The organism is Nocardia sp. NPDC058058, assembly GCF_042885355.1.
Taxonomy (GTDB): Bacteria; Actinomycetota; Actinomycetes; order Mycobacteriales; family Mycobacteriaceae; genus Nocardia.
On sequence record NZ_JBHVSA010000001.1, the window covers coordinates 2,943,505 to 2,960,301 of the forward strand.

General features: G+C 66.8%; 17 protein-coding genes. 6 read left to right on the plus strand and 11 right to left on the minus strand.

Annotated elements, in window-relative coordinates; all coding sequences use genetic code 11:
* Positions 1-172: 172 nt before the first annotated feature.
* From ACFVUS_RS13740 to ACFVUS_RS13770, 7 genes are all read right to left on the minus strand, one after another.
* Positions 173-1,240: an S-adenosylmethionine:tRNA ribosyltransferase-isomerase gene (locus tag ACFVUS_RS13740; RefSeq protein ID WP_387764832.1), complete on the minus strand. Its 1,068-nt coding sequence runs from the start codon at positions 1,238-1,240 to the stop codon at positions 173-175.
* Positions 1,237-1,923 carry an SDR family NAD(P)-dependent oxidoreductase gene (locus ACFVUS_RS13745; RefSeq protein WP_387764834.1) on the minus strand — a complete coding sequence of 229 codons (687 nt, stop codon included), beginning with the start codon at positions 1,921-1,923 and terminating at the stop codon, positions 1,237-1,239. The genes ACFVUS_RS13740 and ACFVUS_RS13745 overlap by 4 nt, the downstream gene beginning before the upstream one ends.
* 122 nt (positions 1,924-2,045) lie before the next feature.
* Entirely contained in the window at positions 2,046-2,801 is a 756-nt protein-coding gene (locus ACFVUS_RS13750) for an ABC transporter permease (protein WP_387764837.1), read from the minus strand.
* Positions 2,798-3,817, minus strand: a complete 1,020-nt coding sequence (locus ACFVUS_RS13755) for an ATP-binding cassette domain-containing protein (RefSeq protein WP_387764839.1) — start codon at positions 3,815-3,817, stop codon at positions 2,798-2,800. The genes ACFVUS_RS13750 and ACFVUS_RS13755 overlap by 4 nt, the downstream gene beginning before the upstream one ends.
* Positions 3,818-3,872: 55 nt before the next feature.
* Entirely contained in the window at positions 3,873-4,490 is a 618-nt protein-coding gene (locus ACFVUS_RS13760; protein ID WP_387764841.1) for a PadR family transcriptional regulator, read from the minus strand.
* 9 nt (positions 4,491-4,499) lie between these two features.
* Positions 4,500-5,528, minus strand: coding sequence for a hypothetical protein (locus ACFVUS_RS13765; RefSeq protein WP_387764843.1), 1,029 nt, complete (start codon positions 5,526-5,528; stop codon positions 4,500-4,502).
* 112 nt (positions 5,529-5,640) lie between these two features.
* On the minus strand, positions 5,641-6,933 hold the full coding sequence (locus ACFVUS_RS13770) for an NAD(P)/FAD-dependent oxidoreductase (RefSeq protein WP_387764845.1): 1,293 nt from the start codon (positions 6,931-6,933) through the stop codon (positions 5,641-5,643).
* A 113-nt stretch (positions 6,934-7,046) separates the two neighbouring features.
* Here ACFVUS_RS13770 and ACFVUS_RS13775 point away from each other — a divergent pair, with 113 nt between their 5' ends.
* Both ACFVUS_RS13775 and ACFVUS_RS13780 read left to right on the plus strand, forming a co-directional pair.
* A complete protein-coding gene (locus ACFVUS_RS13775) occupies positions 7,047-7,904 on the plus strand; it encodes a LysR family transcriptional regulator (protein WP_387764847.1) in 858 nt (285 codons plus the stop codon).
* A 64-nt stretch (positions 7,905-7,968) separates the two neighbouring features.
* Entirely contained in the window at positions 7,969-8,379 is a 411-nt protein-coding gene (locus tag ACFVUS_RS13780) for a DUF1707 domain-containing protein (RefSeq protein WP_387764849.1), read from the plus strand.
* Positions 8,380-8,382: 3 nt separating this feature from the next.
* Here the strand turns inward: ACFVUS_RS13780 and ACFVUS_RS13785 are convergent, their stop codons facing one another.
* From ACFVUS_RS13785 to ACFVUS_RS13800, 4 genes are all read right to left on the minus strand, one after another.
* A complete protein-coding gene (locus ACFVUS_RS13785; protein ID WP_387764851.1) occupies positions 8,383-9,324 on the minus strand; it encodes an aminoglycoside phosphotransferase family protein in 942 nt (313 codons plus the stop codon).
* Between the two features lie 74 nt (positions 9,325-9,398).
* Positions 9,399-9,851 (minus strand): hypothetical protein, encoded by a 453-nt coding sequence (locus tag ACFVUS_RS13790; RefSeq protein ID WP_387764853.1) that lies wholly within the window; start codon positions 9,849-9,851, stop codon positions 9,399-9,401.
* Between the two features lie 144 nt (positions 9,852-9,995).
* Complete coding sequence (locus tag ACFVUS_RS13795) at positions 9,996-10,955, minus strand: electron transfer flavoprotein subunit alpha/FixB family protein (protein ID WP_387764855.1); 960 nt, start codon at positions 10,953-10,955, stop codon at positions 9,996-9,998.
* A gap of 36 nt (positions 10,956-10,991) precedes the next feature.
* Positions 10,992-11,777 carry an electron transfer flavoprotein subunit beta/FixA family protein gene (locus ACFVUS_RS13800; RefSeq protein ID WP_387764857.1) on the minus strand — a complete coding sequence of 262 codons (786 nt, stop codon included), beginning with the start codon at positions 11,775-11,777 and terminating at the stop codon, positions 10,992-10,994.
* 192 nt (positions 11,778-11,969) lie between these two features.
* Here ACFVUS_RS13800 and ACFVUS_RS13805 point away from each other — a divergent pair, with 192 nt between their 5' ends.
* The 4 genes from ACFVUS_RS13805 (at position 11,970) to ACFVUS_RS13820 (ending at position 16,795) form a co-directional block, all read left to right on the plus strand.
* On the plus strand, positions 11,970-12,752 hold the full coding sequence (locus ACFVUS_RS13805) for a class I SAM-dependent methyltransferase (RefSeq protein ID WP_387764859.1): 783 nt from the start codon (positions 11,970-11,972) through the stop codon (positions 12,750-12,752).
* Complete coding sequence (locus ACFVUS_RS13810; protein WP_387764860.1) at positions 12,749-14,308, plus strand: 1,4-alpha-glucan branching protein domain-containing protein; 1,560 nt, start codon at positions 12,749-12,751, stop codon at positions 14,306-14,308. Before ACFVUS_RS13805 ends, ACFVUS_RS13810 begins: the two co-directional genes overlap by 4 nt.
* Positions 14,305-15,567: a glycosyltransferase family 4 protein gene (locus tag ACFVUS_RS13815; protein WP_375954989.1), complete on the plus strand. Its 1,263-nt coding sequence runs from the start codon at positions 14,305-14,307 to the stop codon at positions 15,565-15,567. Before ACFVUS_RS13810 ends, ACFVUS_RS13815 begins: the two co-directional genes overlap by 4 nt.
* Positions 15,568-15,643: 76 nt before the next feature.
* Entirely contained in the window at positions 15,644-16,795 is a 1,152-nt protein-coding gene (locus ACFVUS_RS13820) for a serine hydrolase domain-containing protein (protein ID WP_387764862.1), read from the plus strand.
* Positions 16,796-16,797: the final 2 nt, after the last annotated feature.

The window sequence follows — 16,797 nt, forward strand, 5'->3', positions numbered from 1 at the left end:
CGCCGGATGGCCTCTCGATGCCAGTCCGGTGAACGCGACGCAGACCACACCGCGCGTTCATCCGACCGCTACGAAACGTTCCCTACCAGGACTGATGCTCGTATCCCGAGTGGGTACACCCCCCGCCCGAGCCCTCGAATCGAGTGCCCCGCAAGCGCCGGAGATGGCGACTCTACGCCTCGCTCGCGGGCCTGTCCGCGCCGGGTCGGTCCGCGAACAACAGCGCGGTATCGCCGAATTCGTGCCACAGATATCCGGTGTCCAGCGCGATGCGATAGGCATGCCGCACCACCTCCGGTCCGGCGACCGCCTCCAGCAGACGCAGATGTGAGGCACCGGGTGCGTGCCAGCCGGTGATCAGGCCGTCGACCACCCGTGCGGGATGATGCCCGCCCAGCACCAGCTCGGTCCAACCCGACGCCGCGTGCACCAGACCGTCCGCCCCGACGGCGGATTCGAGGGCGCGGGTGACCGTGGTGCCCACCGCCACCACCCGGCCGCCCATGGCATGGGTGAGGTTCACCAATTCGGCGGTGAGCGCGGGTACCGCGAAGCGCTCCGGGTTCGGCGGCTCGCCGGTCTCGGGTGAGGAGACACCGGTGTGCAGGGTGATCGCGGCCAGGCCGATACCGCGCGCCACCAGTTCGGTGACCAGCGCATCGGTGAAAGGTCTACCCGCACTGGGCATTTCGGCGCTACCGGGCTCGCGGCCGAAGACGGTGCGGTAGTAATCGGCCGACCAGCGTTCGGCGACATAGGAATAGGTGATCGGCCGGCCGTACCGCAGCAGCAGCGCGGGCACATCGGTGTCCGGATCCGCGATCCACAGGCGAACCGCGCCCGGGAACCACGGTTCCCGCAGCAGCACCCGGTGACCGCCCGGAATCAGAACGGGCACATCGGCTTCCGGCGGCGCTCCGGTCCACGGCGTACCGCGCGGATCACGCAGTTCGACCACCCAGCCGCCGTCATCGAGTCGTGTGGAGAAGTGCAGGACCACCGCGTCCGCACCGTACCGGGCCGCGACGGCGGCATTGACCATGGCCGAATTGTTGACCACCACAAGATCTCCCGGGCGCAGGAAATCGGGCAGCTCGCGGAAGCGGGCGTGCGTCACCGTATCGCCGTCGCTGACCAGCAGGCGCACCGCATCGCGCGCCAGCCCGCGCGCCTCCGGCGGACTGGTCGCCGACAACTCGTCCGGCAGGGTGAATTCCACCGCTTCCAGCTCGACCGTCATGACGACACCGGCAGTTCCGAGGCCGCATAGCGGCCGCTCACCGGGCGGGTGTCGAGCAGGTGCAGCAGGGCGGGCACCACGGTCTCCGGCTCCGGGCGATCGGAGATGTCCTCACCGGGGAACGCCGCCTGATGCATGGCCGTGCGCATATCGCCGGGATCGAAGCTGTAGATCCGCAGCTCGGGCTGCTCCGCGCCCAGCACCGCCGTGAGCTGATCCAGCGCCGCCTTGGACGACCCGTAACCACCCCAGCCCGGATACGCGCCGACGGCGGCATCCGAGCTGATGTTCACCGCCACGCCGTCGGCGGCGCGCAGTAGCGGCAGGGTCAGTTGCAGTACCGCCAGGGGCGCAACGACATTGGTCTCCAGGATGGCGCTCAGGTCGGTGAGCGCGAGCCGGTCCAGGGTCGGCAGCGGGCTCGGGCCGAGTGCGCTCGCGTTATTGAGCACCAGGTCCAGCGGATCGGATCCCAGGGCCGCGGCCAGCTGTTCGCGGTGACCGGGATCCGCGATATCTCCGGCCACCGCCCGCGCTCCGGTCGCGGCGGCGACCCTGTCCAGCTCCGCCGCACCGCGCGCGGTAATGATCAATCGCCACCCTTGTTCGGCGAGCGCGAGCGCGACCGCTCGCCCGAATCCCGCCGAAGCCCCGGTGATCAGGGCTCGCTTCTGCTTGGTCATGATCCCATCGTGAAACCTGAACCTCGGTTCAGGTCAAGGTCTTTCACCGGGAGCGAAATACCTGATGACACCGCGAATCGCCCCGACCCCGGGGTGCGGGGCCGGAGCGAATTGCGCTGTCGTCACGCGTTCTCGCGGGCGAAGCTACGCGCTCCGATCACCATGAGCAGCAGGGCCACGCCCACCGTGACGGTGGTACCGACGTACACGTCGGAGGAGGCGAAGTCGCCGCGGAACAGGGCGCGGGCGGCATCGACGGTGTGCGAGAACGGATTCGCCTTCGCGATATTCTGCAACCAGGTCGGGCCGACATTCATCGGCAGCAGAATCCCGGACAGCAGCATGATCGGGACCGAGACCGAATTCAGCACCGAGGCCAGGGTCGATTCCTCCCTGGCCCACAGACCCAGGGCGTACGACGCCGAGGCGAGTCCGGCCGCCATGACCGAGATCAGCAGCACCGACAGCACCAGGCCGAGCGGATCGGGGCGCAGACCGAAGGCCGCCATGGCCACCCCGACCAGCACCAGCGCCTGCACGATGAGCACGACCATATCCTTGAGCACCCGGCCCACCAGCAGCGCACCGCGCGGGGCGGGGGTGACGCGCTGACGTTCGACCACACCGGCGCGCAATTCGCCGACAATGCCGAAACCCGCGAACATGGCCCCGAACAGGCCGATCTGAATGACCAGCGCGGGCGTGAGCAGCTTCCAGGGATCCGCGCCGAACGATCCGGCCACACCCTTCAGCAGCGGGCCGAACAGCACCAGGTACAGGATCGGCTGGGTCAATCCGATGATGACCCATACCGGATTTCGCAGATTCGACCGGAGCTGGGACCAGAACAGCAGACCGGTATCGCGCAGGAATGTCATGAGTGGTTTCCTTCCCGGAGCGAACGGCCGGTGAGGGTGAGGAAAACGTCATCCAGGCTGGGACGTTTGATGGTGAGCGCACCCGGGGCGATACCGCGATCGCCGAGGGCGTGCAGCAGCGGCACCACCGCGGCATCCCCCTTGTCGACGGTCAGATGTACGAGAGTCGTTCCGGCATGGCCATTCTCATGCCCGTCGGTGCGCAACCGGCTCCGCACGGCGACCGTGGCTTCGGCGATCTCCATGGCGAGATCGGCGCTGTCGCTGTCGATTTCGAGGCTGATCACATCGCCGGAGATACTGCGCTTGAGCTCCTCGGGTGAGCCCTGCGCGACGATCTCACCGTGATCCATGACCAGCACCCGATCGCACAGGGCGTCGGCCTCCTCGAGGTAGTGCGTGGTCAGCACGACGGTGGTGCCCTCATCGCGCAGTCGCCGAATGTGCTCCCACAGGTTCGCGCGCGATTGTGGATCCAGCCCGGTGGTCGGCTCATCGAGGTAGATCAGGAATGGCCGATGCACCATGCCCAGGGCGATATCCACCCGCCGCCGCTGACCGCCGGACAGCTGACCGCATTTGCGGCGGCCCAGCCCGTCGAACTCCAGGGCTTTGGCCAGCTCCGCCGCATTGGCCATCGCCTCGGCCTTGGACAGGCCGAAAAGCCTTGCCTGCAAGACCAATTCATCGTCGACCAGTTCATAGTCCGAGGTCGATCCGCCCTGCGGGACATACCCGATGCGGGAGCGCACGGTGCGCGCGGCGGTCCGCAGATCCGCCCCGGCAATGGTGGCCTCGCCCGCCGTGGCCGCCAGCAGGGTCGAGATCATCCGCAGCGTGGTGGTCTTGCCCGCCCCGTTCGGCCCGAGCAGCCCGATGATCTCCCCGTCGTACACATCGAAGTCGATACCCGAAACCGCTTGCACGGCACCGGTTTTGGTTTTGAATGTGCGAGCCAGCCCGCGAACCCGGATGGCCGGGTCCGCGTCGTGGCGTCGCTCGAGTGTCGTTTCCACACCCCAACGGTAGAAACGATATTTTTAATAGTCAAGCTTGACTATTAAAACTTGACTAACTGATCGTCGGCACCGACCAGGAACCACCCTTACCGTCGGTCCACACGTCCAGCTCACCGCGCTCGATACGCGCCAGCGTGCGCCGCGACCACTCCAGATCCGCCCGGGTGTGATCGGCCGACAGCCGGATGGCATCGGCCACGTGATAGGGCTCGGCCTCCTCGGGCTTACCGCTGCCCGCCAGAATCCGCTCCTCCTCCCGCTCCAGAAACACCAGTGCCGCTTCGAATTTCAGAATCCGGCTGCGCAACGCCGCGATCACATCCTGCTTGGGGGCATGCGGAAACAGCGCCACCGTGGCGAAATACGGATGCTTGAGCTGATCGGCGTCGAACAGCGCGTCCCGCAGCATCTCCCCGAACTGCTTCTCCCCCTCCGGCGTCAGCCGATAGGTGGTGCGCTCGGGCCGCGCCCCCTCCTGCCCCACCTCCCCCACCGAGATGAGCCCGTCCCGGGCCAGCGTATTCAACGCCCCGTACACCGACCCAGGCTTCACATTCGCCCAATCATCCGCATGCCAGGACAACAATTCCCGCCGCACGTCATACCCGTGCACCGGCCCCAGCAGCCGCACCACCGCCAACACCAGCAAACGCGTTGTAGGAACACCCATATCCGCAGGTTAGCGCGCCCGATGATGCCTGCGGGTTGGAGCCTGGTCAGCAGGATCCAGCACACTTACCGGTGTACCGTCGCGCACCACGAACAGCAGCGGGGTGATCGCGGCATGGCCGTGGGAATCGTCGACATAGGTGCGCTCGACCAAGCGCAGCATCTGCTGCGTCGACTCCATCGTGTCCAGGGTGCTGTGCGGGAACGCGTAGAGCACGGTGCGCCGGGGTACCGCGACGATCATCTCCCCGGTTCCCAATAGTCGATGCGCCTGGCGCATAGCGGCCGGATCGAACAGCTTCTCCGCGGCGAAGTCGTACCCGGAGAAATGGGCGATGCGTAGCCACTGCAACTCGGTGAACTGCCACTCGTAGTGCAGCGCGGCAAGATTGGCCATGGCTCGATCCGGCAGCCGCTCATCATCGGCCTCCGGATGGCCATCGAGGATCGCCTGATACGAATCGGGCCGATCGTGTGCGTAGGAGACGACAATGCGCTGCAGCTCCGACCCGAAGGTGAAATGCGGCGCATGCGCGGCGTCAGGCCAGCCGCCCGGCTTCAGCAACGGATACACATCGGCGAGCGGATCCGCGACCGCACTCGAAGGAGCCTGCCGCGCTTCGACGGTCCGGGTCTCCGTCGTCAATTCCGCTGGCAGCCATAACCTCTGGACTTCACGCTGCACCGCTACAACGAGCGTGGCCAGTTGCTCGTAGTCGGAAACCGCTGCGGAGCATGGCAATCCGCGACGCCAGTTGTGTGGAGCATCCGAATCGGGCTCATCCCAGCCCTGTGCGGTCAGCCACGCCGCCACGGCCGCCGCCTCTCCCGCACCGACGTCGACCACGACTTCGCAGTAGAGCTCAGTGCTGCCCCGCATGAATTGCGCCGACAACTCACGCGCGGTAAGCGACAGGTATGTTTCCGCCGGAAGGTTGAACAGTGTCCGACCCAACGCCGCCGAAAACGATTTCCACAGCAGAGTTTCCGGCGTGCCGGGCGCCAACTGCTCTCGCTCCCAGAAAGTTCCGTTCCCCATTCGAATTCTCCCTCCCCGTCGAATAACCGCAGCTTACCGAGGGCCACCGACAGGTTCGGGCAGCAAGGAGCCGCCCGGTGGGGACTACCGGGCGGCTCGGGACGGAGGCGGGTCAGGCCGCGCGGGGCGGTTCCAGAGCCTTTGCCTCCGTGGTCTTTTCGACCTCGGCGAAGCCGGGGCGGCCGGTGCCGATGAAGGCGACCAGCCAGGAGAACACCGCGGCGAAGCGGTTGCGGAAGCCGACCAGGTAGAACAGGTGGACGGCGAGCCAGGTGAACCAGGCGATGGTGCCGGTGAACTTGATCTTGTCGTTCAGTTTGGTGACGGCGCTGAAGCGGCTGATGACCGCCATGCTGCCCTTGTCCCAGTAGTTGAATTCGGTGGCGGCCTGCTTCTTGCCGCGGATGATGTCCGCGACGTGGCGGCCCTCCTGCATCGCCACCGGCGACTGGCCCGGGTAGCCCTTGAGCGAGGTCATATCGCCGATGGCGTAGATATCGGCGTGCCCGCCCACGGTGCAGTCCGGATTGATGAGCAGCCGTCCGGCACGGTCGGTTTCACAGCCGGTGGCCTCGGCCAGCAGTTCGGCGAAACCGCCGACCTGCACACCCGCCGACCACACCACGGTCTCGGCGGCGATACCGCGCTCCACACCGTCCTTGCTCTTGACGGTGACCTTGCCCTCGTCGATATCGGTGACGAAGGTATCGACCAGCACCTCGACCCCGCTCTTGGTGAGCGAGCCCTTCGCGTACTCCGACAGCCCGCCGCCGAACGGGGGCAGCACCACGCCCGCGCCCTCGACCAGCACGACCGAATCATCGGTGTCGTAGTAGCGCTTGGCGAGTTCCTTGAGCTGGCCCGCGACCTCGACACCGGTCGCGCCCGCGCCCACCACCACGAAGCTGAGCAGGCGGCGGCGCGTCTCGGGATCGGCGGTCTTGGCCTCGGTGAAGACGCGATCGATCTGCGCGCGCAGCGCCTTCGCGTCATCGATGGTCTTGAGCGAGTAGGTCTTCTCGGCGAAATCGTCGCGGCCGAAATAGGACTGGCTGGCGCCGGTGGCGGCGATCAGCGAGCCGTAGCGGATCTGCTTCGGGCCCTCGGCGGTCTCATAGGTGAGGATCGCGTTCTCGGCGTCGATCGCGGTCACCTTGCCGACGCGGGTCTGCCCGTTGCGGTGATGCTCCAGGATGTTCTTGATGGGCGGGGCGATCTCATCGGAGCCCAGCACACCCGTAGCGACCTGGTAGAGCAGCGGCTGGAAGAGATGTTCGGGGGTACTCGAAATAAGAACGTAGGGAACCTTCGACTTATTGAGCTGTTTGGCGGCGGCAAGCCCACCGAAGCCCGAACCAACAATGACGACCTCTACGGTCTCTACACCCGCACCCGCGAACGACATGACAGCCTCCTTCTCTCATGACTAACCGCGATTCGGAACGTGAATGTTCCAGGGGTCAGGGCGCATAATCAATATGACTCTTATCTAGATTGATCATGAATTGGAGAAGTGCCGTGGAGCTGCGACAGCTGGCCTACTTCGTGGCCGTTTGCGAGGAGCTCAGCTTCAGCCGCGCGGCCACCCGCTGTTTCATTTCGCAATCAGCGATCAGCCATCAGATCGCGCGATTGGAACGCGATCTTGGCGTACCGCTCTTCGAAAGGTCGACAAGATCGGTCGTACCCACCGACGCGACCACTCGGCTACTTCCTCTTGCGAAGCAAATGTTGAGCCTGGAATCCGCCATTCGCGCAGCTGTACGGGCCTCCGGCCCACGAATTCGCCTCGCCGCCAATATGAGCTTCGCAACAAGATCGCTGTCCGCCATCGCCGGAGCGCGCGAGGCGCATCCCGGCGCGGAGATCGAATTCGTCATCAAACCGTTCCGCCAGCGCATTCAGGCGGTCGCGGACGGCGACTGTGATCTTGCTCTCATCCGGGGCAGCGTGGATCAGCCCGGGCTCACCGTGCAACAGCTCTGGGTCGAGGATCTGGTCATCGCCACCTCCACCGCGCATCCGCTCGCGGGCCGCACCGATGTCACCCTCGCCATGCTCGGCGCGTACCCGCTGCTGCTCCCCGGGGAACACGATCAGGTGCTGCTGCACAATGTGGTGCGCTCGGCCTTCGCCGATCTACCCACCGGCCCGGCCTACGGCCCGCCCATTCCGCCGGATCACACCGCCACCATGGAACTCATCAACCGGCCGGACGCCTGGACCATCCTGTACGCGGACAGCCATACCGAGGGCATCGCGACCCTGCGGCTCACCGGACATCCGCTGCGCATACCGGTATCGGCGGTGGTGCGCAGCGATATTCGCCCCTCCCCCATCCTCACCACGCTGCTGGCCGCCCTGCACTGCGCGTGAATTTTCCTACTCCCCTGCACAATCGGGGCAGCGAACGGCCGCCGACCGCCCTACGCTGAGGATCGTGAGCCAGGAGAACATGCGGGCCTCCGATGCAGACCGCGAACAGATCGTCACCAAACTGCGGTCGGCCATGGACGACGGCCGGATCAATCTGCACGAATTCGACGAGCGCGTGCAGCAGGTCTACGCCGCCCGAACCTACGGCGAACTGACGCCGGTGCTGTCCGACCTGCCGGCACAGCGCAATGCCAAGTCGCGACCCGCGATCGCCAAGGAACCCGGGGTGTTCCCCACCTGGGTCAAGATCATGTGGACACCCTGGGTCTTCGTGAGCATCCTGGTCACGCTCATCTGGCTGGCCACCGGCATGGGCTATTTCTGGCCGTTCTGGGTGGCCGTGCCGTGGGGCCTGGCGCTGTTCATCCCGACCACCGTCGGCTATCTGGTCAACAAGGACCAGCACAACCGCTGACGACTACACCAGCGCGTGGGCGACCGCGAGATGCAGTCGCAGATCATCGGGTTCGTCATCCTCGACCGCCCAGACGATCTCCTCCATGGCACGCATGAACGCCCAGCCCCGGGCGCGCTCGGCCGAGACCCCGAGCGCGGCCGCGGTCCGATCAACCACCGCCGCAGCGTGTTCGGGCACCGGATCACCCTGCACCTGGATCATCACCAGGAAACCCGCGTCGAACGCCGCCTCACCCAGATACGCCTTGGGATCGATGAGCAGCCACGGCTCCCGTTCGGCGGCAACGATATTGCCCAGATGGGTATCGCGATTGACCACCAGCAGCGGACCGTCCGGCACCGCCAAACGCTCGCACCATTCCCGCGCGCGATCCAGTAGTCGATCCGGAATCACCTGTGCGATATCGGGTTCCGGCGCGGTGAACATCTCCACCCATTCGGCCACCATCCCGGCCGCCTCCGGCAGCGGCGGGAATTCGGCGGGCACGGCCGCGGGCTCGCGCCGCAATCGGCGGTACAGCGCGCACGCCTGCTCGATCAGGCCGATATTCTCCGGCCGCCCTTCGAGACTCGGAAATCCGGGCTGTACGAGCAGCGGACTGCCCGGCCGCGCCCATTCCAGCAGCATCGAATTCGTGCCGGAATCGAATTCGTAGAGCCGCACCGCGCCATCGCCGCCATAGCAATGCAGTCCCGCGGCCTCGCCCAGGTTCTCCGGATCGATCACCGGAATCTTCAACACCGCGACCGATCCATCGATCCGCCGCACCGGCGCGACGTAGGAATGCGTTCCACCCCCGAAAGCCTCCCCGATAACCTCCAACTCCCAAGCGGCGCAACGCTCGGCGATGACCTTCGGCAAATCCGCCAGCCATTGGAGCCCGCGCTCCTCGAAGACCTCGGCAATGTTCTCGGCGACCTCGGGCGGCAGCATGATCGACATGAGATCAGCCTGCCAGATTTCCGGCGCGCCTTGGTTTTCCGCCAACCGGCCGGGCGCGGCACCGGCGAATTCGACTACTCCGGAACCGCGGTCTCGTGCACGGTCCGCCAGAGGTAGGTGCGGCCGTCGGTGACCAGGACCGCGGTCACCGTCCGGCGCGTCTTCACTTCGCCGACGATGTTCTCGGCCACGAAGCGCAGCACGATGAGATTGCCGCTGCGCGCGATCTCCCGGACATCGGAGACCTCGATCGCCAACCCCGGCTGTAGGTTTCGCGCCGACCACAGTCCGCCGAGCAGGGTTTCGCGATCCACCGCGTGCCCGGTGGTCACCACCGAGGTGAACGCCTCGTCCAGTGCACCGGAGAGCCGGTCGAATACCTTGGGCGGCGCATCGGTGCCGAGCCATTCGGCCAGGTCCCAGTGGAACGCGGCGACGATATCCGGCAGTCCGGGCAGTCCGGGGGCATCGGCCGTCCCGGCATCGGCACGACCGTCCGACGCTTCTTCTCTTCCACGTCGCCCCACGGCGCAACACCTCGCGAACCTCGACAAGCCTGACGATCTTCACATGTGCGGCCCGGCCCCGATGCGGCGGGTAGTCCGAAAATGCCAATCGGCCCCCGGCTGAAAAGCCGGGGGCCGATCGTAATGCGCTCAGCGCGAAGCGTTTCAGCCCTTGTGGGCCTTCACGGCTTCGGTCAGCTGCGGGGCGACGTTGAACAGGTCGCCGACGATGCCGTAGTCGCTGATCTCGAAGATGGGGGCTTCCTCGTCCTTGTTCACGGCGACGATGGTCTTCGAGGTCTGCATGCCCGCGCGGTGCTGGATCGCGCCGGAGATACCCAGGGCGATGTACAGCTGCGGGGAGACCGTCTTACCGGTCTGACCGACCTGGAACTGGCCCGGGTAGTAACCCGAGTCGACAGCGGCACGGGAAGCACCGACTGCGGCACCCAGGGCGTCGGCCAGCGGCTCGACGACCTTGCCGAAGTTGTCGGCCGAACCGACGCCGCGGCCACCGGAGACCACGATCGCGGCCTCGGTCAGCTCGGGGCGATCGCCGCCGACGTTCGGCTCACGGGAGACGACCTTGGTGACGCCCTCTTCCTGGGCGGGCACCTCGACGACGACCTTCTCGCCGGCGCCGGCCTGCGGGGCCGCCTCGATGGCGCCGGGGCGCACCGAGATGACCGGCACATCGCCGGTGGCCTTGGCGGCCACGGTGAACGCGCCACCGAAGATGGAGTGCTGCGCGGTGCCATCGGCATCGATCGCGATGACGTCGACGAGTAGACCGGAGCCGATGCGCGCGGCAAGGCGGCCCGACACCTCCTTGCCGTCGGCGGTGGCGGCGACCAGGATCGCGGCCGGGGCGGCGGACTCGGACAGACCGGCGAGCACGTCGACCTTCGGGGTCACCAGGAAGCCTTCGGCCTCATCGGATTCCGCGACGTAGATCTTCTCGGCGCCGGCGGCGGCCAGGGCATCGGCCAGCTTGTCGGCGGTGCCGGGGGTGGCGACCACGACGGCGGCCGGGGTGCCCAGACCACGAGCGGCGGTGAGCAGTTCGGTGGTCACCTTCTTGGGCGCACCTTCGGCGTGCTCCACGAGCACGAGTACTTCTGCCATTGTTCTTTCTCCTGAAGTTGGTTCGGCTCGGGGGCTTTAGATGATCTTCTGACCGACGAGGTAGGTGGCGATCTGCTGGCCGCCCTCACCCTCGTCGACGATCTTCGCGCCCGCCGTGCGCGCCGGCTTCGGGGTCACACCGGTCACCTGGGTGCCGGCGTTCGCAACGCCGACGGTCTCCGGGTCGACGCCCAGATCGGCCAGCGTGAAGGTCTGAACTTCCTTCTTCTTCGCGGCCATGATGCCCTTGAAGGACGGGAAGCGCGGCTCGTTGATCTTCTCGGTGACCGAGACGATGGCCGGGAGCGAGGCCTCGAGCTTGAAGACGCCCTCGTCGGTCTCGCGCTCACCGGAGATGCGGTCGCCGTCGACGGTCAGCTTGCGCAGGTGCGTCAGCTGCGGCAGGCCCAGGTACTCGGCGATGATCGCCGGAACCGCGCCCGCGCGACCGTCGGTGGCCTCGTTACCGGCGATGACGAGCTCGATGCCCTCGATCTGGCCGAGAGCGGCGGCCAGCACGTAGGCGGTCTGCACGGCGTCGGAGCCGTGGATCGCGTCGTCATTGATGTGGATGGCCTTGTCGGCACCCATCGACAGCGCCTTGCGAATGGCCTCGGTGGCACGCTGCGGGCCCATGGCCAGCACGGTCACCTCGCCGCCCTGGGCCTCCTTGATCAGCAGCGCTTCTTCGACGGCGCGCTCGTTGATCTCATCGAGGATGGCGTCGGCGGCCTCGCGGTCGAGGGTGTAGTCACCATCGGTCAGCTTGCGCTCGGACCAGGTGTCAGGAACCTGCTTGATCAGTACGACGATGTTCGGCATGGGTCTTCGTCGACCTCCTGTTCTGATGGCACGGGTGTGGCGGTCGCACGATCTGTCCGTCCGTACGTCCACAAGTAGCTCGCGCTGGAGATTACCCTACGTTAAGTTACTCGTGGGTAACTTAGGCTGTGATGTTCTCCATCGGCCGATCCGGTCGTCGCTGTGATATGGGCAACCGCTAACGTCGATCCAATGAGCGAGGCCGTGATACCCACCGAAAACCACACCGATCCGCTGCCTTTGACCGGTGAACGGACGGTGCCCGGTATTGCCGAGGAGAACTACTGGTTCCGTCGGCACGAAATCGCTTATGCGCGTTTGCTGGAGCACTGCGCCGGTAAGACCGTGCTCGAAGCCGGATCGGGAGAAGGCTACGGCGCCAATATGATCGCCGGGGTTGCCGAAAAGGTGACCGGACTCGACTACGACGACAGCGCCGTCGCCCACGTGCGCGCCAAGTACCCGGCCGTGGAAATGGTGCAGGGCAATCTCGCCGATCTGCCCCTGGCCGACGAATCGGTCGATGTCGTGGTGAATTTCCAAGTCATCGAACACCTTTGGGATCAGTCGCAGTTCATTCGCGAATGCCTGCGGGTGCTCAAGCCCGGTGGAAAACTGCTGATCAGCACGCCCAACCGAATCACTTTCTCGCCGGGGCGCGACACTCCCCTGAATCCGTTCCACACCCGCGAACTCAATGCCGCCGAACTCACCGAACTCTGTGTCGAGGCCGGTTTCCAGGTCGAGTTGATGGCGGGCGTATTCCACGGCGCGGCCATCACCGCCCTCGATGAGAAGTGGGGCGGATCGCTCATCGACGCGCAGATCGAGCGCGCCATCGCGGGCGAGCCGTGGCCCGCCGACCTGGCCGCCGATGTCGCCGCGGTGCGCACCGAGGACTTCGAACTGCTCGCCGATACCGACTCCGATATCGATGCCAGCCTCGATCTGGTCGCCATCGCGGTGAAACCGTGAGCGGTAAGGCGACTCCCGTGCCGGGCCAGTTCACGCTGGTCCTGCACTCGCACCTGCCGTGGCTGGCGCATCACGGGCGCTGGCCGGTCGGTGAGGAATGGCTGTACCAATCCTGGGCGGCGTCCTATCTTCCCGTCGCGAAGGTGCTGAGAACCCTTGCGGCAGAGGGTCGTTCGCATCTGCTGAGCCTGGGTATCACACCGGTGCTCGCGGCACAGCTGGATGACCCGCACAGCCTGTCCGGCATGCATCACTGGCTGGGCAATTGGCGACTGCGCGCCGATGAGGCGTCCATGTCCGGGAATGTCGCGCTGGGCAGCCATGAGCATCGGCTGGCGAGCGAATCGCTCGAGGACTTCGAAACCCGATGGCGGCACGGCGCGTCGCCGGTGTGGCGCGAACTCATCGACGCCGAGGCGATCGAACTGCTCGGCGGTCCGCTGGCGCATCCGTTCCAGCCGCTGCTCGATGAGCGCCTGCGCGCCTACCAGCTGCGCGAAGGATTGGCCGACGCCCGGCAGCGCTGGGGTCACACCCCCACCGGAATCTGGGCTCCCGAATGCGGATTCACGCCCGGAATGGAACGCGGTTACGACGCCGCGGGTGTGACGCACTTCATGGTCGATGGTCCGGCGCTGCGCGGCGACACCACCCTGGGCCGCCCGGTGTGGGACTCGGACGTGCTGGCGTTCGGACGCGATCTGCACGTCAGCTATCGCGTCTGGTCGCCGAAATCCGGGTATCCGGGGCATGCCGCCTACCGTGATTTCCATCACTATGATCACGCCACCGGTCTCAAACCGTCGCGGGTGACGGGTAAGACCGTGTCCGGTCCGGACAAGGCCCCTTACGATCCCGCACTCGCCGCGGCGGCCATCGAGCACGATGTCGCCGATTTCGTGGCGACCGTGCGCGAGCGGCTGATTGCCGAATCCGCGCGCATCGGCCGTCCCGCCCTGGTCGTGGCCGCATTCGATACCGAACTCTTCGGCCACTGGTGGCATGAGGGTCCGCAGTGGCTGGAGCAGGTGCTGCGCGCGCTGCCCGAGGCGGGCATCACCGTCGGCACCCTCGCCGATGCCCGCGCCAACGGCTATGTCGGGGAATCGGTGCAGCTCAGCGACTCCTCGTGGGGTTCGGGCAAGGATTGGCGGGTGTGGGCCGGGGATCAGGTCCAGGATCTGGTCGATCTGAATGCCGAGATCGTGCGACTCGCACTGGACACCCTGGACAAGATGCGCGTCGAAATCCCTTCCGGCGATGGGGAATCCAGCTTCGGCGGGTTGCGCGACCGGGTCGCCGATCAGCTGTTGCGCGAGGCCATTCTGACCGTCTCCAGCGACTGGGCGTTCATGGTCTCCAAGGATTCCGCGGCGGGTTACGCACGTGACCGAGCCCATGAACACGCACACGCCGTGCGCGAGATCGCGGCCGCGGTGGCCGCCGGACAACTCGCCAAAGCGGAGCAGTTGGCGGCAGGATGGTACGCGGCCGACGGATTCTTCCCGGCGCTCGACGCGCGCAGGCTCGGCCCCGCTTCAGAAGGACCCCAATGAAGATTTTGATGGTGTCGTGGGAGTACCCACCCGTCGTAGTCGGTGGGCTGGGCCGCCACGTCCATCACCTGGCCACCGAGCTGGCCGCCGCCGGGCACGAGGTCGTCGTGCTGGCGCGCCGCCCCATGGGCAGTGACGCCACCACGCACCCCACGCACTCGTTCATCGAGGACGGCGTGCTGGTGGTCGCGGTGGCCGAGGACCCGCCGGTCTTCGATTTCGGCACCGACATGCTCGCCTGGACCCTGGCCATGGGCCACGCCATGGTGCGCGCGGGCATCGCGCTGAACAAGCCGGGCATCGGCGAGGGCTGGACCCCCGATGTGGTGCACGCGCACGACTGGCTGGTCGCGCATCCGGCGATCACGCTGGCCGAGCACTACGACGTGCCGCTGGTGTCGACCATTCACGCCACCGAGGCCGGACGGCACAGCGGCTGGGTATCGGGCCGGGTCAACAAGCAGGTGCATTCGGTCGAATGGTGGCTGGCGCACGATTCCGATGCGCTCATCACCTGTTCGGAATCGATGAAGGACGAGGTCGAGCGGCTCTACAACCCCGAGCGCACACCGGTCACGGTGATTCGCAACGGTATCGACGTGAGTTCGTGGACCTTCCGCGAGCGTGCGCCGCTGTCGGGTCCGCCGCGGCTGCTGTACGTCGGGCGGCTCGAATACGAGAAGGGCGTGCAGGACGCGATCGCCGCGCTGCCGCGCATTCGCAAGGCGCATCCGGGCGCGACGCTGACCGTCGCCGGTATCGGCACCCAGATCGATTGGCTGCGCGAGCGCGCGCGGGCGCATCGGGTGGCGCGTGCGGTGAATTTCGTGGGCCGCCTGGATCACACCGATCTGCTCGGCTGGTTGCACAGCGCCGATGCGATCGTGCTGCCCAGCCGGTACGAGCCGTTCGGCATCGTGGCCCTCGAGGCGGCCGCCGCGGGCACTCCGCTGGTCACCTCGACCGCCGGTGGTCTCGGCGATCTGGTGACCGACGGCGTCACCGGCGCGTCCTTCGAACCGGCCGATGTGAACGGCATTGTCGAGGCGGTCTGCACGGTGCTCGATGATCCGGCGGCCGCGCAGGATCGGGCCTGGGCCGCGCGCGAACGCCTGACCGCCGATTTCGCCTGGGATGTGGTGGCGCAGGAGACCGCGCTGGTCTACCAGTCCGCCAAGCGCGGGGTGCGCAATCCGATCGGACGCCCGGTCATCGTGGAACGTCCACTGCCCGAACGGGATCCGAACCAGCCGTACTGAGCCCGGCGCGCCGTGCGCCGGACTTTCCCGTGGGATCGCTGGCGGCGCAGAACTGTAACGTGTTCTAATTCACGGCATGGATGTGCGAGTCGACGGCTATGCCGATCCGGCGTTCCGGGGCGTGCGCGAGGTCTTCGAGGCGAGCTTCGCGGACGGGTCGAATCTGGGTGCGGGCGTCACGGTCTACGCCGGAGATCGGCTGCTGGTCGATCTCTGGGGCGGGCTCGCCGACTCCCGGACCGGGCGCGCCTGGGAGCGCGAGACGCCGTGCGTGGCGTTCTCCTGCACCAAGGCGGTCACCGCGACCGCCGCGCTCCAGGTCGCCGATGAGCACGGCGTGCGACTGGACGAACCGGTCGGGCGCTGGTGGCCTGAATTCGCCTGTGCGGGAAAGGAATCGACCACCACGGTCGAACTGTTCAGCCATCAGGCCGGGCTACCGGCGTTCGACGGGCCGGTGTCCGTGGCCGAGGCAGCCGATGCGCGGGCGATGGCGGCGCGGCTCGCGGCCCAGACTCCGGAATGGGAGCCGGGCACCCGGCACGGTTATCACGCAATGACATTCGGCTGGCTGGTCGGCGAACTCGTTCGCCGCCATACCGATTCGACCGTCGGCGCGTACACCCGGGCGCGGCTGGGCGCGGAACTGCATATCGGCGCGGACTCCGAGGTGCGCACACGTGCCGCGCGCAGTGAGTTTCCCCCTGCCGCACAACAGGTCTGGTCCGATACCGATCCCCTGGACGCGGCGACCGTGGCGCGGCTGACCGAGATCTTCCACGATCCGGAGTCGATGCTGCTGCGCGGCACCACCGCGCCCAAAGGCTCGTACAACAATCCCGAGGTGCAGGCGGGCGGCTGGCCCGCCGTCGGCATGTTCACCACCGCCCGGGCACTGGCCGGGTTCTATCGAGATCTGGTGCGGGGCAGCCTACTTCGGCCGGAACTGCTCCAGGTCGCGGTGCGCGAACAGGTGCGCGGGGTCGACGCCGCGCTCGGGTTGGAGAGCGCGTTCGGCCTCGGGTTCATGCGCCCGTGTGAGAACTTCATCGTCCCGGAAGCCGCGCGCCCCACCGTATTCGGGCATCCGGGCGCGGGTGGAGCGTTCGGCATCGGCGATATCGACAACGGTATCGCCATGGCGTTCATCCCGAATCTGCGCCGGGACTGGCTGGCCGGAGACCGGCGGGCATATCGGCTGATCGAGGCGGTGTACGCCGCGCTCTGAGG